This window comes from Serratia sp. L9 (assembly GCF_050632285.1).
Classification (GTDB): Bacteria; Pseudomonadota; Gammaproteobacteria; order Enterobacterales; family Enterobacteriaceae; genus Chania.
In genome coordinates, this window is record NZ_CP192591.1 from 346,119 (window position 1) to 366,850 (window position 20,732).

The 20,732-nt window shown below is 48.6% G+C and carries 16 protein-coding genes and 3 pseudogenes; 3 read left to right on the forward strand and 16 right to left on the reverse strand.

What is annotated here, in order from left to right; all coding sequences use genetic code 11:
* The first annotated feature begins 25 nt into the window (after positions 1-25).
* On the forward strand, positions 26-1,339 hold the full coding sequence (locus tag ACQ86O_RS01525) for an NAD(P)/FAD-dependent oxidoreductase (protein ID WP_431223861.1): 1,314 nt from the start codon (positions 26-28) through the stop codon (positions 1,337-1,339).
* Between the two features lie 116 nt (positions 1,340-1,455).
* Here ACQ86O_RS01525 and ACQ86O_RS01530 read toward each other — a convergent pair whose 3' ends face one another.
* The 12 genes and pseudogenes from ACQ86O_RS01530 to ACQ86O_RS01585 form a co-directional block, all read right to left on the reverse strand.
* On the reverse strand, positions 1,456-1,884 hold the full coding sequence (locus tag ACQ86O_RS01530) for a hypothetical protein (protein WP_431223862.1): 429 nt from the start codon (positions 1,882-1,884) through the stop codon (positions 1,456-1,458).
* Positions 1,885-1,975: 91 nt separating this feature from the next.
* Complete coding sequence (locus tag ACQ86O_RS01535) at positions 1,976-2,125, reverse strand: hypothetical protein (RefSeq protein ID WP_431223863.1); 150 nt, start codon at positions 2,123-2,125, stop codon at positions 1,976-1,978.
* A 13-nt stretch (positions 2,126-2,138) separates the two neighbouring features.
* A complete protein-coding gene (locus ACQ86O_RS01540) occupies positions 2,139-3,149 on the reverse strand; it encodes a hypothetical protein (protein ID WP_431223864.1) in 1,011 nt (336 codons plus the stop codon).
* Entirely contained in the window at positions 3,146-3,727 is a 582-nt protein-coding gene (locus ACQ86O_RS01545) for a hypothetical protein (RefSeq protein ID WP_431223865.1), read from the reverse strand. Before ACQ86O_RS01545 ends, ACQ86O_RS01540 begins: the two co-directional genes overlap by 4 nt.
* 14 nt (positions 3,728-3,741) lie before the next feature.
* Positions 3,742-4,860 (reverse strand): CS1-pili formation C-terminal domain-containing protein, encoded by a 1,119-nt coding sequence (locus ACQ86O_RS01550; protein WP_431223866.1) that lies wholly within the window; start codon positions 4,858-4,860, stop codon positions 3,742-3,744.
* A complete protein-coding gene (locus tag ACQ86O_RS01555) occupies positions 4,770-6,269 on the reverse strand; it encodes a TcfC E-set like domain-containing protein (protein WP_431223867.1) in 1,500 nt (499 codons plus the stop codon). Before ACQ86O_RS01555 ends, ACQ86O_RS01550 begins: the two co-directional genes overlap by 91 nt.
* 66 nt (positions 6,270-6,335) lie before the next feature.
* Positions 6,336-7,018, reverse strand: a pseudogene (locus ACQ86O_RS01560) (hypothetical protein).
* Positions 7,019-7,082: 64 nt separating this feature from the next.
* Positions 7,083-7,682, reverse strand: a complete 600-nt coding sequence (gene ecpA, locus ACQ86O_RS01565; RefSeq protein WP_431223868.1) for a common pilus major fimbrillin subunit EcpA — start codon at positions 7,680-7,682, stop codon at positions 7,083-7,085.
* A 214-nt stretch (positions 7,683-7,896) separates the two neighbouring features.
* Positions 7,897-8,295 (reverse strand): LuxR C-terminal-related transcriptional regulator, encoded by a 399-nt coding sequence (locus ACQ86O_RS01570; RefSeq protein WP_431223869.1) that lies wholly within the window; start codon positions 8,293-8,295, stop codon positions 7,897-7,899.
* Positions 8,296-9,246: 951 nt separating this feature from the next.
* A complete protein-coding gene (locus ACQ86O_RS01575; protein ID WP_431223870.1) occupies positions 9,247-11,823 on the reverse strand; it encodes a fimbria/pilus outer membrane usher protein in 2,577 nt (858 codons plus the stop codon).
* A gap of 37 nt (positions 11,824-11,860) precedes the next feature.
* On the reverse strand, positions 11,861-12,565 hold the full coding sequence (locus ACQ86O_RS01580; RefSeq protein ID WP_431223871.1) for a fimbria/pilus periplasmic chaperone: 705 nt from the start codon (positions 12,563-12,565) through the stop codon (positions 11,861-11,863).
* A 55-nt stretch (positions 12,566-12,620) separates the two neighbouring features.
* The gene (locus ACQ86O_RS01585; RefSeq protein WP_431223872.1) at positions 12,621-13,166 is read right to left on the reverse strand and encodes a fimbrial protein; all 546 of its coding nucleotides are present in this window, start codon (positions 13,164-13,166) and stop codon (positions 12,621-12,623) included.
* 493 nt (positions 13,167-13,659) lie between these two features.
* On the opposite strand from ACQ86O_RS01585, the gene ACQ86O_RS01590 reads away from it, so the two are divergent.
* Positions 13,660-13,950, forward strand: a complete 291-nt coding sequence (locus ACQ86O_RS01590) for a hypothetical protein (RefSeq protein WP_431223873.1) — start codon at positions 13,660-13,662, stop codon at positions 13,948-13,950.
* Positions 13,951-14,455: 505 nt separating this feature from the next.
* On the opposite strand, the pseudogene ACQ86O_RS01595 reads toward ACQ86O_RS01590, so the two are convergent.
* The 3 genes and pseudogenes from ACQ86O_RS01595 to ACQ86O_RS01605 form a co-directional block, all read right to left on the reverse strand.
* Positions 14,456-15,455: pseudogene (locus ACQ86O_RS01595) on the reverse strand (substrate-binding domain-containing protein).
* A gap of 47 nt (positions 15,456-15,502) precedes the next feature.
* The gene (locus ACQ86O_RS01600; protein ID WP_431225626.1) at positions 15,503-16,540 is read right to left on the reverse strand and encodes an ABC transporter permease; all 1,038 of its coding nucleotides are present in this window, start codon (positions 16,538-16,540) and stop codon (positions 15,503-15,505) included.
* 82 nt (positions 16,541-16,622) lie between these two features.
* Positions 16,623-18,127 (reverse strand): annotated as a pseudogene (locus ACQ86O_RS01605) (sugar ABC transporter ATP-binding protein).
* An 863-nt stretch (positions 18,128-18,990) separates the two neighbouring features.
* Between ACQ86O_RS01605 and ACQ86O_RS01610 the strand changes: the two are divergent.
* Entirely contained in the window at positions 18,991-19,635 is a 645-nt protein-coding gene (locus tag ACQ86O_RS01610) for an acyl-homoserine-lactone synthase (protein WP_431223874.1), read from the forward strand.
* Here the strand turns inward: ACQ86O_RS01610 and ACQ86O_RS01615 are convergent, their stop codons facing one another.
* A complete protein-coding gene (locus tag ACQ86O_RS01615; RefSeq protein ID WP_431223875.1) occupies positions 19,636-20,352 on the reverse strand; it encodes a helix-turn-helix transcriptional regulator in 717 nt (238 codons plus the stop codon).
* Positions 20,353-20,732 lie beyond the last annotated feature (380 nt).

Below are 20,732 nucleotides of genomic sequence, written 5' to 3' on the forward strand. Positions count from 1 at the left end.
AATTTTTTTAAAAAGGATGTTAAGCTTGAAATATGCATCAGTGCCGTTAAATCAAAACCAGAATGGCTGGCTGAAAGATGACGCATTGCCCACGGCTTTTCCTGCGCTGATTGGTGACACCAACGCGGACTGGGTGGTGATAGGCTCAGGCTTTGCGGGCATTTCCTTTGCCAGAAGGCTGGCCAGCCACAACCCCAGCCTGAAGATCATTGTCATCGATGCCGCCTGTGCGGCAGAAAGCTCATCGGCCAGAAATTCAGGCTTTATTATCGGTTTACCCCATAATATTGGCAGTTCAACTGCAGAACTTAAAAAGGCCCAGTCTTATCGTTCTTTATTACAAGAAGGGATCAATCAATTAACTTCTCTGATTAGCCAACAGGGGATCGAATGTGAGTGGGAGAATGTCGGCAAATATCATTGTCAGGTTGATACCACCAATGAGCGGGTGCTGAAAGAATATACAGACAATCTCGATATGATGAGCGAGCCTTATCAAATATTGGCAAAAGAGGCGCTTTATCAAAAATTGGGAACCCGTTTTTATAATAAAGGGATATATACCCCAAGTTCGATCCTGGTTAATCCTGCCAGCCTGATTGTCGGCCTGGCAAATAGCCTGCCAGAGAATGTGACAGTGTATAACAACACCCCGGTCATGGAGATCCACCACGGCAATGTAGCGCAGGTGCTGACCCCTTATGGCACTATCAGAGCGGCCAATATCATGCTGGCCACCAATGCCCTTTCCCGGGAACTGGCGCCCGTCGCCAGCCAACAGGCAGCAATGGCGACCTTTGCCAGCATCACCGCCCCGTTAACCCTGGAGCAGCGCCAGAAACTCCCGCCAATGAGCAGTTGGGGGCTGACGCCGGTCAATGCGATTGCCGGGGCAACGCTGCGCTATACCCAGGATCACCGATTCCTGATCCGCCAGCATGTGACCCCCGCACTGAATGGCCGCATAACCGCAGCGCAGACTTATCACGCCACCCAAATGCACCAGCAGATATTCAACAAGATTTACCCGCAACTGGCGGATGTGCCGGTTACCCGTACCTGGTCTGGCACCATTAGCGTCACCAGGAATGGGGCTCCGGTATGGGGCGCGTTGAAAAAAGGGGTTTATACCGCAGGTGGCTGTAACGGCGCCGGCGTATCCAAACAAACTATCGCCGGGACGTTATTGGCAGATTATGCCTTGGGGATCGACCATCCGCTGATCGGCGCCATGCAGCAACTTGGCAAGGCCAACTATCTGCCACCGTCTCCGGTACTTGATGTCGCTATTGCCGTGTCTTTGATGAAAGAGAGATACCTTGGGCGGTCAGAAGTTTAATTTAACTTATCCCTGCACCCAGCCCCTCTCCCACCGGAGAGGGGAATAATGTGCCACAAATTGGCTTCACCTATCACCGCCGCGCCAAATCCCTGCGTTCCCGAAAGACAAAAAGATCATTGAACCGGCCCGAAACACTGCTCCCCCAGCCGTTGGTACTTGTTGAAACCAATAATAAACTTGCGGTGCTGCCCACGCAGGTCGGCCCCGCGATAACTTTCCCCTGGCAACAGATTGAACACCTTGGCGGTGTCATCCTCGGCATCACAGCTCTGGTGGATCATCACGCGGAAATAAGTATTGCCCGTGTTTTTCAACACCCCGGCCTGCGGGTCATAGTGATAAGTGAAACGCATCTTACGCGGGCGGATCACCAAAATGGTATCGAGGGCGACGACCGGCGAAACCAGCGGCGTTTTACCCTGCTCCCGCATCTCTATCGCATTGGCCGGGACCTCTTTGATCGCAATGCGGTAATAGCGCTCGCGATCATCCGCCGGGCCACGGTAGAAGATTTTAAAATACTCCCAACTGCCCGGCTCCAAAATCTTGCGCAGCGGTGTATAGAGAATCTCCCCTGTTCCAACGGTTGAGGCCGCTCATCCACCCCAGGCTTGCTGATTCGATAAGCATTAATCATGTACAGATTGGTGTCTTTGGTGTTGTTAACAAACTGGCGTGAAAAAAGCTGCGGTCGCTCTCCAGCGTAAATACGCCTGAAGAGAGATAAATCGCCTGCACCGGAAACGCCAGCATCAACGCCACTAACCACAGCCCTATTTTCATTATCAATCAATCCCTAGTGAATATCTGCGCCGGTCCAGGTTGCCGTCACCCGCACCTCACCGGTGGCACTGACCACCCCGATCCAATCCTGACCATCGACAGACCACATGGAATTTCCCTCATTCATCGGGAAGGTTAGCGATAAGTCGGTACGATAAAAACTGCCGTCATTCTGCGCTGGAACTGGCCAGGGGGATTCGGTCCAACGCGCCGCATTCAGGCTGATCGGCACATCATCACAGCTGGCGCGTGAGCGAACAGTTTGCCCAAGGCCGTTGGTATAAGCCAAATAGGCAGAGAAAGGCACCTGGAGCTTTCCATCGCTGGAAGAGAATATGCAATACGGGCGCCCGCCTACCTGCCCGACAGGACCGGAAACCTGCGCAGTAATACTGTCTGCCTGCCTTGGGCCAGTCGTCGTGACGGTATAATCGAAAACGATCGGGGGCTCTTTACTTCCCACCTTACCCTCACGCTTTGGATTAGCCTCTAAATCCTTGGAGATAATACTGATACCGAAATCGCGTGGGCGTAACAGGATGGCATTGGAAGGTGAAAACTCGTAATACCCTGACTGCGGTGTCGCGCTGTTGGTGAATAAGAAGGTGAAGAAATCCTTGCTGCGGGCCATATCCACCCCACGATCGATCAGCTGCTTGAGGAAGGTCTGCGAGAAGAACACATAAATCCCCCCATTACCCACCTTGATCAGGTTCGATGCCGTTGTGGTTGCGCTGTAGTTTACCCAACCGCTGGCACCGTTACTACTCATACGGATCGTACTTGCCGCAGGCGTGAAACCCAGCGCGGTGGTATTCACCTTCATGTTTATACGTAACTGTGACAGAACGACCCCATCCATCTGGTAGGACACCAGCTTGCAGATAGCACCGCTCATCGAGCCGATGTAACCCACGGTGCAAAATTCTGAGCCTAACCCCAGCGACGGATTACCATTGCTATCAATAAAGATCTCCTGCAAGGCGTTGGTGGATTCCAGCTTGATATTGCCCGCTTTGCTCATCGTGAACTGGTGACTCCCCAGGGTCCCCCCACTGAAGCACAGGTTTCCCCAGCGGCAGGGTTGTAATCCGTACGGGTAGAACAGTAACGATATTTGTAAACCTCTGTGCTCCCGACAGAAACGTTTTTAAAATACTCATAGGCCGAATCAGAGAATATCCCTCGCGCATAACGCGCTTCACCATTGCTGGTATTCACCTCGACGTGATGCACGCCCGCATTACCGATATAACCCGATAAATAGCCATTCGATGGGCAATTGCTGCCGCTATTCATACAACGGTTACCGATAAAAGGCCGGTCGATAGGCGAGTCCTCCAACCAGATATCGGCAAAAGAATTAGTCTGCAAGAGGCCGGTATACCCCATATAGCCCAGGCTGCGCTGATCGCCGGAGGCATATTTGGTGAATACGTTGGCCCCCGAAAAGCGCGGGTCGGTCTTCCTGGGGGCAATGAAGTACTCGCCATCAACCTGGTTCTCGATAAAGAGATACTCGTTGTCCACGTTAGCCGCTTGGGCCACAAACGAGGCCAGCATGATCCCCGTGACCAGCCAGGAGAAGTTACACAGTCTCATATCAAATTCTGTCCTTAACGTTTTGCCAGAACGGTTTGTGCTGCACAAACCACATCACCGACCCACTTCACGCCCTTAGCCTTGGCCAAATCCAGATCTACTTCGCAGATGCCATGTTCTTTGGTGGTCAGTGACACGCTCGGGTAGCGCTTATCCACATCCATAGAGAACGCTCCCGTTTCATCGGTAGTGGTTTTACCGATGTGGTTACGCACCGCCGCATGGGCAATCGCCCGGCCATTTTCTGTTGTCATACGGCCAAACACCGTCACCAGTTGCTTCACTTCGGGTTGGTAGACGGCAACGTTGCCCGGATACAGCGTGACGTTACTGGTACGCCCTTTCACGATGTCAAAGCTGTCCATCGAGTTTTTGTCATTCATCAGCTCAACTTTGTAGGTCGAGTACGGCGGCAACGGAATAAAGTTATTCGAACCGGTCAGGCGGTAATTGCGGCCATTAACCTGCGCCGAAAGTACCGCATCGTCGATAAAGCCGGTTTTCACAATCACGCCGGATTTCTCCTGCAGCCCACTGGCGGCAAAGCTTTTATCGCTGTAGGCCACCGCACCATGCGCGGTCATGCTGCCATTGAGCCGATTGTTGTCCGGCCGCGAAAGTGAAAACGTGCCCGTACTGTATTTGGTATCGAAAGCGGCATAACCGGAGGCTGAGTAATCACTGTCACCATTGTGTTTATCCTTGACCAGCTTGGCCAAGTTGACCCCGGCAGAGGTGAGCGCCGAGTTATCAAAGCTTTTATTCGCACTCAGGTTGGCGCGGATGTTGCCGTTATTGGAAGACACCCCGGTACTTAACCAGGCCGCCAATGGCAACGAGAAGTCCAGCGAGACATAGCGCTGATTAGAACCATTTGACTGATAGCCGTAGCGATAGCGCTGGATACCGGCACGCAGATTCACATTGCCATAACGCCCCGAGAACAACGCCGTGGAATATTCCAGGTTATTTGAGGTACTGCGATCGCGTTTATCCACCGTGCGGCTCAGCGTAATTTGACCACCGCGCTCAAAAAAGCGGCTTAAACTGAGCGTGCCCCCATAGGAATAGCTGTCTGACTCATAGATCGGCAGGCCATCGCCAATATGGCTTTTTTCACGGTTGGCCCACAAAGAAGCATATCCTCCTGGCAGCGAAGCACTGGCACTGAGGATATTGCGATAATGCCCCCCTGCGAGAGCAGCCCCTGCCAGCCCAGAGTGGCAATTTGATTCACATTGACAGAGACCGAGGTTTCATTCACCACCTTCTTATCGAAGGTGTAGGTAGAGGTTTGCACCGCCATACCCAATATCGCCGGTACCGAGCCAATCTTGAGAATTTCCGGGATCGAGAGCGCCGCAGACACCCCGGCCAGATAGGTTTCGGTCTTGGTACTGGTATCGCTGCGGTTACGGCGATTATCATAATCGACATAGCCGCCATACAACTGCCAATTCAGTTCCTGCGCCCCGAGATTGTTGCCGGAAAACGCTTTGTTGATTGTCTGGCGTACTCGCGAGTTCACCTTGCCCTCGATCACGACCTCAACATCGACATCATAAATGCCGTAGGGCAGGCGGCTGGTATCCACCTCAAAGCTGCCCATCGGGAAATTCTGGATATTCAGCAGACGCCCCTGGCGGTAAATATGTACTTCACCGGCACTGGGTAAAAATACGGTGATTGGCGTCAGTGAATATTGGGTGTTCTGGATTTTGGTTGAAGACTTGTTGCCGTAGGTCACACCATAGACCTTGCTGGTGTTGAGTGCCGACAGGCTGCCGAGCGATTGCAGATTCCAGGTATCAACCAGCCCAAGCGCCAGACGGCGACCGCTCATGTCCCTTTCATACATGGCACGGTAAAGCTGGCTATCCCGCTGGGATTCACCAATACCGTAAAATGAACCATTCACATTGAAATGGTGCTCCGCCATGCCAAAGGTATTATCCAGGGTCAGATAACTGTTAGAGCTGTTATCGCCTTTTTTTAACTGTGAACGATAAACCCCAAGATCGTAATTCAGTACCGAGCTGAGCTGCGGTACCGAAGAACCGCCCAACAGGCTCAAGCGTGGAATAATGGCGGTAGACAGGCTTTTTTCACTCACGTCCAGCGTCAACACAAACGATCGGATATTCAGGTTCAGATCGGCGTCGGACGAAAGGGCAATATGGGTATTGTTCTCAAAGAAGCGATCTTTCAGCCCTGTGATTAATGCCTGGGTGGCTTCAGCTAATTTCGCCCCTTCGGTGTCTTCCAGCAGCGTAATGTCTTTTATCATCAGGCGGTCTTTTTCCAGCACCACCAGCGCATCCGCTACCTTTTGTTTCTCTTGTTGGTCGCCACCTTTGTAGCGGAGAAGCACAGGAATGGTCATACCTTCAGTCAGGGCCTGACCAAAAACGCCAGGGATAAGATAATTTCCTAAACGAACATCCTGTAAGTTTTTAGCCTCTGCCTGCATAGACATCAGGGCCGCAGCAACACATAGCGTAATGGCCTTTGCTCTTGTCCTTAAGATGAAATTATTATCCATTTTTCTTCCCCAAACAACGCTTCAACTCCCTACCTGGAAGACCGGCTGCAGGTAATAAATCAAACATTATTTAACGGTGATATAATCTTCGTTGTGCCAAATACCGACACTTAATTTTTGATTATGTATATCAACAAATTTCAAATGCACGCCTAGCCCTGGCATGACGTAATAACGCTCACGACACCCTTTATTTTTATCTTCGTTAGCCTGCGGTTGCTTACATGGGCCATATGCCACTACGCGGAAAGAGCTGTTCCCGGTGTTATAAGCAACGCCATCCCGATATTGATAATCGAACCTATCAAGCCTGGGTGTGACCACCAGGATGGTACTGATTGTCGCCGAGGTGGTTGCCGATGCCGCTTTACGCGTTTTTGACGCTCCCTCTTCGGTTACCGGATTATCATTCCAGATTAAGCGGTAATAACGTTCCTTATCGTCCTTCGGGCCGGAATAAAAAACGCGAAAAACATCTTTTTCTTTGCCAGGTAAAATCAGGTTGGCTGGCGTGGTCATTATTTCCTGTTTACTCTCCATGGGGATGACCTTCCCCCTTCCCTCGGAGAAGAAATACGCTCGACCCTCAAACTAACCAGACGGGCATCATCGACGGTATTAATCACTTCCTTGGCGATAACACTTTGGTTCGGGGAAATAATTGATGTAATCGCACCCACGTTAATTGCATGGGTGTGAGTACAACACAACAATGCTGAGCACATCAGCGTAGGAAACCATCTTTTCATCATGTGTTCCAGAAGGGCCGGGGTTATTCACCCCGGTCCTGACCAGGTTAAGACTGCAGAGAGATTACGGTGTTGTGGTAAAGGTGCCGTCCCAGGTCGCCGCGAATTCAACGTTAACGTTGCCATCCCAGTAACCGTCAGTCAGGTCTTTGAAGGCAGTGTCTGCGCCAGCAACCGCTGCTTTCAGGATGCTGAAGGCAAACACACCCTGGGTGCTGGCACGGTCAGCACTGGCGAAAGCGCTTTCCTGTGCCAGCGGGGACAGACCCGCGCTGATACCGGTAGACGTATCGATCATCACTAAATCAGTGCTGTCAGACAGCGCCTGGCCGTTCCACTGCACGCCGACAGACAACTCAGAGTCATCGCTGGTACGGGTCAGGGTGTTAGAGATGATTTTTGAGGTCAATTTAAAGTCACTGGCGCCAGACTGGCCAGCAATAGTGATATCAAATGCGCCATCCTGAGTGTTAAAACGCTCCATGCCTTCTGCATAGTTAAAAGTCAAAGATTTCAGTGGAGTCACTACCAGCATGCTGGTGGTATCTTTGATCGCTTTAGCATCCCAGGAAGCCATTGCATTCGCAGTACGAGTGTCTGCATTCGCCAGATTAATTGTTCCCATTGCTGAAGCGGCAATCAAAGCCAAAGCTAACTTCTTCATAAAAACTCTTCCTTTATATTTTTCAATTAATTTCCCGCCAGAATGCGCTGGCGTGGCTCAGTAAATGCGACACAAGGGCGCATTCGAAAATTAAACTTTCGAATAAGTCCTGCATGGCACAATAAAATAGATCCCATTGAAACCTATAGAGGTTATCTAAGCCCGATACCATTGATTAGAGTTTTTTATTATTTTTGATAAAAGATAAAGCGAACTATTTTGCACCATTAACCATTGGCATATAGATATCGCTCATTTTGTTTAACCCCATTTTGCCCAGCATATTATGGCGCATGGCATACACTGTCTTTGGGCTGAGCTGTAACCTATGGGCAATATCCCGCACGGTTTCGCCACGTGTTAATGCACGAAGCAAGCATATTTCTCGGGATGAGAGTCGGGATGTTGATGATGGTGTTATCTTTTCCCCAGAGATCACATACTCAATCTGGTTAAAAAAATCTTCGGGGGACCCTTGCTCGGGATCACCGCATCGATTTGATGGTATATGTTTTTGTAATAATTGGCTAATGGCAGCAAATAACTGTCCGTAACCAGGATAATACGGTGGCGAATAGAATATACCAACCAATCTTGGCCTAACAAAAGACACAAATTTGATAACTGAAAGTCAATAAATACAACTTTCAATTTTTCTGGATGTGTTTTATCAGAGTTAAAATAGCCCATTACACCTTCATAGAAATATCTATTGGTGTCTGGCCAGGCCATAGGCCTTCTAAGTGGAGTTTCACGTTCAAACGCGAACCCATGATTCAATATCTGTAGCATACAGATCCCTTTACGCTAACTAAAGTACCAACTCCATTACGCCGTTGGATGAGCAGACTGACATTAATTATGACTAAGTTTTTTCTGAATTTGTAAAACAATATTAACGGCGAAGTAAAATTATTCAAAATTGGTTATAATGATCAAATGTCGGCATATCAATCGCTAATATCTATTAAAATGTTATTATTGATCATCAATTTCGGTTTTAATAAAACCCTAAATAGTCAACTGTGAAATTAAATTTATGAGAAAATAAAGAATAAGAATGTTCTATTAAAAATCCCATAAAAAGAGCCACCAAGACCCAGAATACTCCTATTCAGCAATGGATTGATGCCAACAACACATTTACTACCCAAGAGAGGATAAGGAAAAATCTTAAAAAACACACCAGCAACGATACGTACCAACTTGCACCTATAGATAATCTTACTGGCCTCGGTACCCCACCTATTAATAAAACATAAAATTAACAAACGATTAACCAATTGCTGGTTTTTTATCCGATTTTTCCGTGTTTTTTTGTGATGAAAGAAACATCTTTCTCAGAAAAAACTTAATTAATGTGCAAAAAGGCATTATTGAGTGTGATTTTAAACTCGGATTAGGGTGTTAAGAAGTTAACATTCCCGGATTCGGCAATCCCTCTGGGCAGTGATCTGGCCCAACCCGGGCTATCTAAATAATTGTGAAAAATTTAAACAAATCCGGGTAACAAAGCGGTGCTCATCAGCATGGGTCATCAGCCCTTCTTCCCTGTTTGCGTTTTCTACTGGCAAACCGAGTCAAAGACCTGAATAGCCGAATCGGGGCTGTTTTTCGCCTGTGGCATCAGCATATAGCCCACCGTACATTGCATGTCGCTGCCTTCGCCCCATTTCACGATGAGCTGCCCCTTGTCTTGCTCCACGCGTGCATACATTTGCCCGCCTTGCCCCACAGACCCCACGCTGTTGCCATTGCTGTCAAAGATATCAGCGCCGAAGGGCACGGGCTCGTCACGATAGGTCGCATTCACCAGAATTGGCGTACCCCGCTTAGTGGAGTAAGTCACCTTCACTACTGCCCCGGAATACGGGGCGACTTTCTGGCTGGTATTGTCCAGCTCAACATCCGCTGCCGTGCCTTTCGGGTCGATACTGATTTCATTCATCTGGTACGGGTTCAGGTAAGGCACCACCGCATAGCCACGCGAATTCACATTCACCCCTGGATAGGAAGATACACTTGCCCCTTCCGCTCCTTTGGCTTCAACCAAAGCAAAGGTATCTGAAGCATAAGGAGTAAAGGTCAAGCCTCCGGCATGCGCTATCACCGTCCCGGTCATTCCGGCAGACCCGCTCTGGTAACCTTTACCGGTGCTGTAGGTGCCGCTCAGTGCGGTGATCCGGTTGCGGTAGTTACCACTCGCCGACCCACTGGTACCCATACCCTGGTTGGCGTTCATCGCGGTCAAGGCATAACTGAATTGATTTTCGACACCGGCGCTGCCGGACACGGTGGCTTGCTGACCCGTGCGGCCGCTGCTGTCATGGGACAAGTCCATGCGCAATTGTGGCGTGTGCAATTTATCACTCGGGCCTAATGGCAAACTGAAACTCAGCAGGTAGTTGGTTTGCATCTGGCCCTGGCTGGAATGACTGCGGTTGGCACTGATGCCGTAAGAAAGGCTCTTGTAGCGGTTGTTATACCCCACCTGATACTGGATATCGCTGCCATCCTGACCCCAGTAATCCTGTACGGAACCACTGATATACAATTGCCCCCAGTTATCTGGCAGGCCTTGCCCGGCAGTCAGCGTCAGGCGATTTTTGCTGCGTGGAATGGAACCCAGATCCAACCCCTGCTCCAGCGTATCGCGGGTTTGTGAGGCGGTTAAAAAATCCAGGTAGCCTTGGGAAGAAGAACGTTGCCAGACCGCCGAAAGGTTGCTGTTGGTCTCGCTGATAAGCTTGCTGTAGCTGAGTTGGTAGCGCTGCCCGCTAAGCGTGCTGCCGGGGTGATGCCCCCCATCTTCATCGGTGCTGTCACCCAGCTTGGTCCCGGCCTGGGTAACATCAAAGGCCAATGCCCCGATCGGCAGCCCCAATGCTGCACCGAGTTGTGCCGCATAGTAATCCTGGCTGAGCTGCAGGCCAGCATAACCGGTGATGGCATTGGTCAACCCATACTGGTAGGTACTCTGGAATAATGCAGGTTTATCACGCAGGTTCTCACTGCGCAATTCACCCGCCGTGACCGAATAACGTGACGATCCCGGGCGCAATAATTGAGCCACCGAGGCGTAAGGCACGCTGAAGGTCTGTTCCGTGCCGTCTGACTCGCGCACGTTGACCACCAGATCGCCCCCGTAGCCGGTCGGGAAGAGATCGTTAATCAGGAATTCCCCAGGGGGCACCGTGGTTTCATATAAGACCTGGCCCCCCTGGGTGATGGTCACCCGGGCATTGGTACGGGCAATCCCACGGATATCCGGCGCGTAGCCACGCAGGGACTCCGGCAACATCCGCTCGTCGCTGGCCAGTTGAACACCAGTAAACGGCAAGGTATCAAACAGTTGCCCGGTGGTATTCGACTCCCCCAACAACATACGCCCTTTTAACTGCGGGATATCTCGCTGCAAATAGGTGTTAATCGTGCTGTATTGGCTCGGCCCATCGCTCACCTGATTATAAGAACCATTGTGCCGCAGATACCAGGCTCCTACGTTCAGCCCGGCATTCACCCCAGCGAACAGCGAGTTAAACGTATTGCCGTGTGACTCGCTGGTATAACCATTGACGTTATAACCAAACAGGAACGCGGGCACGCCGCTGTCCCATAATTCCGGGCTGACAGTACCCCGCGCAATACTCAGCATGTAGATCTGGGGGATGAGGATGTCCAGACGCTGTTCATTACTGTCGAAATTGACCTGAGCTTCTGGCAGCATGTTTTGCAGATCCATGCACTCCTCACCCGCGGACTGCTTTAAAAAATCCGCCGGCAGCTTTTCATAGTTGAAGGCTATATTTTTAATAATGTCGCGGGTCAGGCAGGGAAACACGGACTTATCAGCCCGTGCCTTGAATTCAATATCGGTGTTACTGATCGGTTGTTCGTTAACATACAGCGCGGTTTTATATATCCCGGGCAACGCAGAAGCCCCCTGAGCGAAGCGGCTGAGATCGACCGTCTTTTCATCATCAACGTTCAGAAAAGACGAATCAAACTCCAGGCTTGCAGCCTTGGAGGCGGGAGAACTCTCGGTCTCTGCATGGGTATTTCCCACCCATAAAACCGATAATACGGCTATCGCCAAAGGGGCGCAGCGAATACGGGTGGCATAGCACAACAATTTTGACACCTCGCCCCCTCAGGCCATGATGAACAATCTTCTCGTGTTATTTGATAACGGCATCGAAGGGATTGACTGCACCGTAATCGTTAACGAAAGCGCCGCTAATTTTACTGCCCCCATTGCCAGCTAAATTCAAGACCATGGTAGAACGTGGCGCGACCATAGCGTTGTCGAGTTTTTTGCCATTAACCGACAGGTTCACGAAATTGACATAAAACGGGGTAGGATTGTTAGCCTGTACTTTGCCACCCTGGGTGTTCCAGGTGACCGCTTTGGCAGCTTCATTGGCATTGCCTTCCAGGCCTTTCGGGCGATAGAACAGCTTGATACGGGTACGAAAAGCCATCTGCAGGCGATTTTCGTTGGCTTTAGCTTCATTCTTGGCGGGAACCTCCAGCACGTTCAACCAAAACACCGACTCTTTATCCATAGGCAAGGTGCCACCGGCGTAGCTGATACGCAACGTTTGGCCTTTACCCTGTTCTACTCGGTTCATCGGAGGGGTCAGTACAAAAGGAACTTTGATGGAAGCGGGTTTGGCGTTGGCATCCCCATTGTCTATCCAGCTTTGCAACAGCACCGGAGAGGGGCCCACGTTATTGATTTTGACGCTGACTTCTTTGGCATCCGACGGGTAAATCACCCGCGTGCCGCTGATCACTACGCTGGCCAGGCTGCCAGCACTGAAAAGTGTGACCACAGCAAAGGTGCAAAGCTGACGAGTGGTATTTTGAGAAAAAAGTTTCATTTAAAACTCCTGACCCAAGTTCAGATAGGGAGGGGGGATCCCCTCCCGGATATCATTATTGATATTGAATAGAATAGACCACATTGCTGACAACGGTGCCCGGAGTCGTTGCTGCTTCAGCATAATAACGCACAGCGTATGGCAAAGTGGTGCTACCGCCTGAAACGTCTTTATAGGTAGTGTTAGTTACCTGATTAGCGTTACCGGCCTCGATCACTGCCTGAGACGGGCTGGAAGCATCCAACAGTTGCAGACTGACGTTAGAAGCCGTACCTGCCAGGTTTTTCAGACGCCCGGTAGTCGAATCCACCGAGGCACCTGCTTCAAAGAAGGCAGAAGCGGTCTGTAATGAGCCTGAACAGTTATTCAGAGCCATAACGAAGTTTGTTTCACCAGCAGTTTTAGCTGCGCCGTCCAATTGGCCGGTCCCGACACTTGGCAACACAACGGTTGCATCAGCATTTTGACCATCAACTACCACATCACAGGTGTTTGCAATCAGTTCACCATTAAAGGTGATGGTGCCAGTAGAAGCAGCCTGAGCCAGACCTACAGTACAGAATACAGCTGCCAGGGATGCAACAATTGTTAACTTTTTCATATTAATTCCTACTTACCTTGCGTTATTAAAACTAAACTATTCGAGTATCCATATAAATGGATATGTTCATTGTGTCGGTACGATAAAGAACTCAATATCTACCGCAATACAGCGCCAGAAACGTTTGGCTATAACAGGTGGAGTTGAATCAAGTTAACCTGTATCTCCCAGCCTCTTGCTGTTGGGATAAATATTATTTGCAAAACAGGAAAATTCTTAGTGAAGTAATATTAATTGTTGATTATTAACAATAAATATCAATATATTCAATAAGTTATCGTGATTTCTTATAGACTGAACCGGCGTTTGTTTATCCCTCTAAACGGGCCAGGAGCGTCAATTAAGAAAATTTTGTAAGCCATTGTTTTAAATAAATTAATATCAATTAATAAATCTACCTCCTTCGGATGATTGATACTTCAGCGGAAAAGAACTGCACATAACTATTTGTAAAACAATACAAAATAAAATCCGGACGGCGAAAGGGTACTTTATGCAGGATAACGCTATTATTCAGGCATTATCCTCAGTTCTTGCGCGCACGGAGGCAAAAAAACCGTTAATAAAAACCTTTATTTTAAGCATCGTGGTTGCTATCCACATTCAGGTTGAGAAAACCACTCCCCATCGGCGCGGTATTATCGCCACTGATTACCACCGCAAGCCGGGCCAGCAACTGACGCCAGAACATAACCCACTTATCGACGCCTGTATTACCGCGTTCCATCTATATAAAACTAATGGAAGTGGCAACACCGATCCCGGGTTGGCATTTAAGAGATAATTAGAAATCCGCTCCCATTTAATATTTTTTGCCCTGAATACCCATTTTCAAGCGTTTTTCCGTTGCCAGGCCATAAGCAAGCGAGACTTCTCTTAAGATATCCCCCTCAAAATCACCGCATCTCATGCGGAAATAATTAGCCGAAATGCCATTAATGTTGATTTAAATCATGTCATTATGAAATTTTTAACGCGCCTACAATCCCCCGTAGCGGTATCACGGTAAACCTGGGCTAAAAACGGTAGAGAACACTTGCCTCTACTATCCTGATGGCTTTAAGATGCTGAAAGTAAAAATTTCCCTGGTGTTGGCCATTTTGGCACCCTGACCTAAAACTAGGTCAGGTTTTTTATTATTTTTCTCCTGCACTCTTTCAATTCCAAAGTGGCGCGACAAACATTACGCGCCAAAAATATCAATCCCCCATTATATTTTTGCACCTGAGCCGTGCCACCCTTGGCAAGCGATAACTATCGGGGCCAGTTACCGCCCCGACGGAATATTGTTATTTACGGGCCTGCAACAACTGGGCCGCGTTTTCGGCGGTGACTTCGGTCCAAGGAACCGAATAGCGTTTGGCCTCCCCATCATCCCACTGCATTTGGCTTTCGTATTGCTGCCAGATACTTGATTGCGGCTGGTAACTGCTGCCTTTCACTGCACGCAATGCCACATCAATGGCCCCCTGCATCTGGGCATTGGCATCTTGCAAAACCGTCACCATTTCACCCGACTGCACGGCACGAATCGCATCTGAAACCCCATCAATGCCAGCAATAGCGAAGTCTTTCACCTGCAGATTGGCCCCTTTGATAGCCTCGATAGCCCCCAGCGCCATCTCATCATTCTGTGCAATCACGCCGTCAATCTGACCACGGTGCTTTTGCAGCCAGTTCTCCATTAAGGGCAACGCCTCGGCGCGCGACCAGTTCGCGGTCTTGCGCTCCAGCACCTTGATTTTACCTTTGCCGCATTCTGCGATGGCCTTGTCGTTCCCTTGCCCGCGTTGGATCTCACTGCTCCCCCTTTTGGCCCCTCGATAATCACCACGTTGCCCTGACAGTTGATTTTTTCAGCACCGCTTTGGCCTCCAGATAACCACCAAGTACGTCATCGGACACCACTTCCGATAGCATCCGATCGGTGTTTAACCGGGTATTGGTGACAATCACCGGGATCTTGGCATCGTTAGCTAAGGTAACCACGTCGATGTTGGCCTCATAATCCATCGGGTTAACGATGATGGCATTCACTTTGGTCTGTATGGCCGTTTCTGCCTGGTTGTTTTGCACCATAGGATCGTAACGACCATCGTAAACGGTAAGCTGCACGTTGCCGTTTTTGACCTCAGGGTGTTCTTTCGCGGCTTTTTCCATCAGTTGTACAAACTCGGCTTTCATACCGTACATTAATACGGCAATTTTAACCGGCGCGGCCTGGGCGGCCCATGAGCTTCCTAATAGCAGGCCGGAGGTGAGCAACGCAATCTTTGTCATCCTGTTCATTACGACTCCTGGTTTGTAGAGGGATTACGGGTTATTGGTTGAGAAGGTCAGCTACGCTGTTGTTTACGTGACGGGTCTAGCAGCACTGCGACAACAATCAGTGCGCCTTTAATGATTTGCTGGTAATAGGACTGAACACCAAGTAAATCGAGGCCATTATTCATTACGCCGATAATCAAGACGCCAAACAGGGTGCCAACCAGGGTACCGATGCCTCCAGCCATGCTGGTACCGCCGATCACCACTGCGGCTATCGCATCCAACTCATAGGCGCTACCGGCGCTGGTTTGCGCGGAACCGGTCCGCGCCGTCAGGATCAACCCGGCGACTCCCGCCAGGGCTGCACACAGGGTGTAGACCAACACTTTGATTTGAATAACACTGATGCCGGAAGTACGGGCGCTTTTCTGGTTGCCCCCCACGGCATAAACATAACGGCCAAAGAGAGTTTTATTCAGTAACACCCAGGCAAGCGCAAACAGGGTGATAAAAATGATCACCGGCACAGGTATGCCAAACGCATAACCATTGCCTAACCAGCGGAAATCATTGTTTAACTGGGAAACAGGATTACCATTAGTGGTCAGTAACGCCAGGCCACGGGCAGCAGAAAGCATCCCCATGGTGACAATAAAGGGTTGCAGCCGGTAACGGGCCAGGATGGTGCCATTGATTAACCCGCAGATAATGCCGATAACCAGAGCAACAATCAGTGGCATCAGAACAGCATGAGCAGTATCTCCGATGGCCAGCCCACTGTGGGTTGTGGCAAACCGTGCGGCAACGATCCCACTCAGCGCCAATACCGAGCCGACGGAAAGATCGACACCGGCGGTAATAATGACAAAGGTCATGCCGATCGCCAAAATGCCATTCACTGAGATCTGGCGCAGTACGATCAGCATATTGTCATCGCTTAAAAAGTAATTGCTGCTCCAAGTACCCTGCGCTACTTGCACTTCGCCAATGGCTGTGACAATTAAACATAAAATAAAGAAGGTAATAACAATACCGTATTTATATAAGTGCCGCTTATTATGCGCAAAGAAAGCCGCTCCTGGCATTAATAAATGGGTGCCATTCATCATAAAAGTCCCTTTGTAATAATCAGTTAATATTGCCTTTTCGGGTCTCACGTTGCGGCTTGAAACACGACGGGTATATCGGTTACACGGCCAATTTCATTAGCGCCGCCTGGGTGGCGTTTTCGGCAGATAATTCCCCGGCGAGCGTGCCATTACGGAAAACCAGTATCCTATCGCTCATACCGATAATTTCTGAAAGCTCTGAGGAAACCATAACGATGGCTTTATCCTGCAAGGCGAATTCAGACATAAAGCGGTAGATCTCTTTTTGGCACCAACGTCAATGCCGCGTGTCGGCTCATCCAGCAGCAAGACCTGCGGATCCAACAGCGCCCAGCGGCCCAGCACCACTTTCTGCTGATTACCACCACTCAGATTACCGACCCTATGGTCGCTGCCAGGGGTTTTAATATTGAAGCGCTGGATCATGGCCGCAGCGCGCTGTTGCTCTCTGTTCTCGTTAACCATTCCCAGGCGGCTTATGGCGCCAAAGGAAGCCACATTGATATTTTCTTTTACCGAACGACAAAGCATCAAACCGGTTTCTTTGCGATCTTCCGTGACGTAAGCCAAGCCGCTTTTAATCGCCTCCTGCACCGAATGCCCCGTTAACCGATGGCCATTAACCCCAATGGTGCCGCTGTCTGCATGTTGAATACCAAATAGCAGATCGAGAAATTCGCTGCGGCCAGAACCTACCAAGCCGTATATCCCCAGGATCTCCCCGTTTTTAAGCGCCAGGCTGATATCGTGGATCTTGTTACGCCAGCATAAATGCCACACCTCCATGATCACCCTATCGCCAGGCTGATTAAATTTGGCAAACTCGTTCTCAAACTCACCGCCAATAATATGCTCAATCAACTGTTCACGGGTGATGTCTTGCAGTAAACCTTCATGGACGTAACTGCCATCGCGGAAAATGGTGTAGCTGTCCGCGATCTGGAAGATTTCAGACAGACGATGCGAGACATAAATGATCCCTTTACCTCTGGCCGCCAGGCGCGTAATAACCTGGAAGATCTTCTGCACGTCCCCCTCGCCGATGGCGGATGTCGGCTCATCCATGATGATGATACCCGCATCGGCATGGGAGAGCGCTTTGGCTATCTCAACCAACTGCTGCTCCGCAACGCTGAGGTTGCGCATTTTTTCCTTAGGCGAAAGGGGAAAATGCAGGTCACTCAATAAGGCTTCGGTCTGTTGATTCATTGTTTTGAAATCAATAAACCCCAAACGACGAGGTTCCCGCCCCAGCCAGATATTCTCTGCCACCGTCAGATCGGGGATAGTGCTCAATTCTTGCTGCACAATAGCTATTCCCGCCGCCAATGCCTCTTTAGGGTGAGAGAACTCACAACGTTTGCCGTTAATAAAAATATCGCCGCTATCAGGCTGGATAAAGCCCATTAATATGCTGAGGAATGTGGACTTCCCTGCGCCATTGCCACCACATAACGCATGAATCGATCCTTTACGCAGGCAGAACTCCGCATTTTTCAGGGCGACTACAGAACCGAAAGCCTTTTTTACCCCGGTGACTTCCAGCAGATAGGCCGGGGTACTTGCTTGAGCGGTATTATTCATAATTCCACCTCAGAGTGCTGCTGTTATAAATCCAGAGTTCGCCTATTCCGGCAGAATGGAGTTTGATAAGCGTGTCGTCACCAGCGGGTGATGTTATCAACCCGGCGAACATGGCTGACAATCCCTCTTATTTTTTATTTCAAAAACCCCTTAAAATAAATGGGATAGCGAGAAGCACAACGGGGAAAACAATAAGCATTAAAATCCTTAAAATATGTGATCGATGTAACATTATTTAAAATCGGGTTAAATCTTACCGAAAAAAAGTCAACAAAATCATTATATTATACAGCAAAGCCGTTAATTGAAATGGTAAGGGTGTCGTTATTAAATCCAGGGTAATGCAGTACAAAATCATGCATAAAAACAAATATAAATACTTATGAAATTAGTAAAATGCGGCCAACTCAAAGACAAGCCTACATTTTAAGTAGTAAGGTTATTTTTATTTGCTACGCTAATACTTGGTGGATGCTTCATGTAGTGAAATGATACGTTACCGTCACAAACAAAGTAAAAACCCCCGCCACTAATAAATACTTAATTTAGTTGCTAATAGCACATTATTTAATTTCTGGATTATTCCTTTAATAACATCTGGCGTTTTTATCGCATCTCTATATTTACCCTTAAAAAACATCCTACCTGAGGCTAACAGAACATTATACTGCTAACATTCAATATAAAAACGCCGGGTACACGACAGAACTCGATACATTCTCAAAACAAACCGAATGGCATAATAAGGTTAGCTTAAACCGGCTAAAAGGCATTATCATTCTTGTGCACCGGCATGCTCTTATTGAAACTTCACTGATGTTACTGGATGAACTTATTTTATAGATTCATATACAGGTGACATTATGTTTAATATTTACAGTGTTAATTACTCAGCTCTGAGCAATGAAAAGTCAGAAGATCTCTTTATGCTAAGAAAGAATACGTTTAAAGACAGGCTACAATGGGCCGTAAGCTGCTCTGACGGCAAGGAGCTGGATGAGTTTGATAATGAAAAGACAAACTATATCTTTGGAGCAAAAGATGGAACGATTGTATGCGGTACCAGGATGATCGACATGAAAGACAGCAATATGCTGGACAGTACCTTTTCATCCTTCTTTAACAACGTGACCATTCCAGAAGGTAACTTTATTGAGTCCACACGCTTTTTTGTGGATAAAGAAAGAACCCAATCGCTTCTGGGGCACAGGTTTCCTGTAACCATGGTTTTGTTTTTATCGCTGATTAACTATGCAAGACAGCATCGTTATGACGGCATTCTTGCTGTCGCCAGTCATCCGATGATGCACATAATCAGGAGTTCAGGTTGGAATGTCACGGTATTGGCTACCGGCATTTCCGAAAAGGATGAGCCTGTCTATCTGTTACTTGGGCATGTCGATCTTGAAAGCCAGAAGCAGCTAAAAACCCGGATTTTCAGCAGGCACAGCATTCCGGACGCAAGCATCCTGAACGATTGGCCGCTGTCTTCTGAACCCGCGATGTAATTAATTAGCCGGTTTAATCAGTTGGAGTTCCATACCTAGACGTATTGCATGCCGGGCATTCGCCACCCCCAGTTTTTTGACAATATTCGACATATGAAACTTGACCGTTCGGGTCGTGATCCCAAGGATCATCCCCGTTTCCAGGTAAGTTTTACCCATGCTTGACCAATAGAGAATTTCGTTTTCCCTATCTGTGAACCGTGCATTTTTCTCTGAGCTGGAAGCGTTTTTTTCTGACAATGAAGTTAACGTGAGATACGTCTCATGTACTGACGCCAGTAATACGGAGAGATCCCCTTTATTCTGGATGAGCATGTGTGTAATTTCTGCACTTCGCTCTGGTGGGATGGTAAAGGACAAGGTGACAAGATTATTATTATAATCATGTAATACAAAGGTATAACCGTTGGTCACGCCAAATTCGCGCGCCTGCTCGAACAACTCAGAAAAATGAAACCCTGAGCCAGTCATCAGATTTTCATCCCATGAAAAGGGCGTCAACCGGTTCAGCGCCGTGATCACCACCGGGTCGGTATACTGCAAACCATTTTCTTTATAATGCTCTACCCACTCCCCTGGGTAGTTTGTTACGCCAAAGATGCATGACATATCCTTTTTGTATAAGACAACATACGCCCAGATTAACTCGCCGAAATCATTCAATGCAGCTTCCAGGTGTTTTCTGATAACATTACTAATATTTTCTTCATACTCCATTAACTGCTTTCTCCCGACATCTGAAATAACTTTACAGAGTTGAATATACCAGATAGCGACTCTATGCCGAAAGCTCCGATATTCTACAGCAACACCCCTGGTAGTACGGGGCTTGCGCTTCAAGAACCAGGGCCACGTTCAATCAGGCTGAAGTTGTGAAGTACAGGTGTCAGCTGTACTTATAGCCAGATTATTTTATCCCGATATATGTACTACTATCTGTGCCACGAAGTCTGTACTGGAGTCACTTCCAGTTAAAAAACCGAACTATTTTACAACAGGTTCGGTGCTGCCAGACTGTCAAGCACCAGGGAAAACCAATAAATAACTATAACGAAGCACAGACAACACGGCCAGGGACGATTGCAGGTTATTGCCTA

What these genes read in the sequence shown, in the direction of transcription:
- ACQ86O_RS01535 (WP_431223863.1), bottom strand. Translation starts at nt 2,125, where the DNA reads ATGAAAATAGGGCTGTGGTTAGTGGCGTTGATGCTGGCGTTTCCGGTG.
- ACQ86O_RS01540 (WP_431223864.1), bottom strand. Translation starts at nt 3,149, where the DNA reads ATGAGCAAAGCGGGCAATATCAAGCTGGAATCCACCAACGCCTTGCAG.
- ACQ86O_RS01545 (WP_431223865.1), bottom strand. Translation starts at nt 3,727, where the DNA reads ATGAGACTGTGTAACTTCTCCTGGCTGGTCACGGGGATCATGCTGGCC.
- ACQ86O_RS01555 (WP_431223867.1), bottom strand. Translation starts at nt 6,269, where the DNA reads ATGGATAATAATTTCATCTTAAGGACAAGAGCAAAGGCCATTACGCTA.
- ecpA (WP_431223868.1), bottom strand. Translation starts at nt 7,682, where the DNA reads ATGAAGAAGTTAGCTTTGGCTTTGATTGCCGCTTCAGCAATGGGAACA.
- ACQ86O_RS01580 (WP_431223871.1), bottom strand. Translation starts at nt 12,565, where the DNA reads ATGAAACTTTTTTCTCAAAATACCACTCGTCAGCTTTGCACCTTTGCT.
- ACQ86O_RS01585 (WP_431223872.1), bottom strand. Translation starts at nt 13,166, where the DNA reads ATGAAAAAGTTAACAATTGTTGCATCCCTGGCAGCTGTATTCTGTACT.
- ACQ86O_RS01590 (WP_431223873.1), top strand. Translation starts at nt 13,660, where the DNA reads ATGCAGGATAACGCTATTATTCAGGCATTATCCTCAGTTCTTGCGCGC.
- ACQ86O_RS01600 (WP_431225626.1), bottom strand. Translation starts at nt 16,540, where the DNA reads ATGAATGGCACCCATTTATTAATGCCAGGAGCGGCTTTCTTTGCGCAT.
- ACQ86O_RS01610 (WP_431223874.1), top strand. Translation starts at nt 18,991, where the DNA reads ATGTTTAATATTTACAGTGTTAATTACTCAGCTCTGAGCAATGAAAAG.
- ACQ86O_RS01615 (WP_431223875.1), bottom strand. Translation starts at nt 20,352, where the DNA reads ATGGAGTATGAAGAAAATATTAGTAATGTTATCAGAAAACACCTGGAA.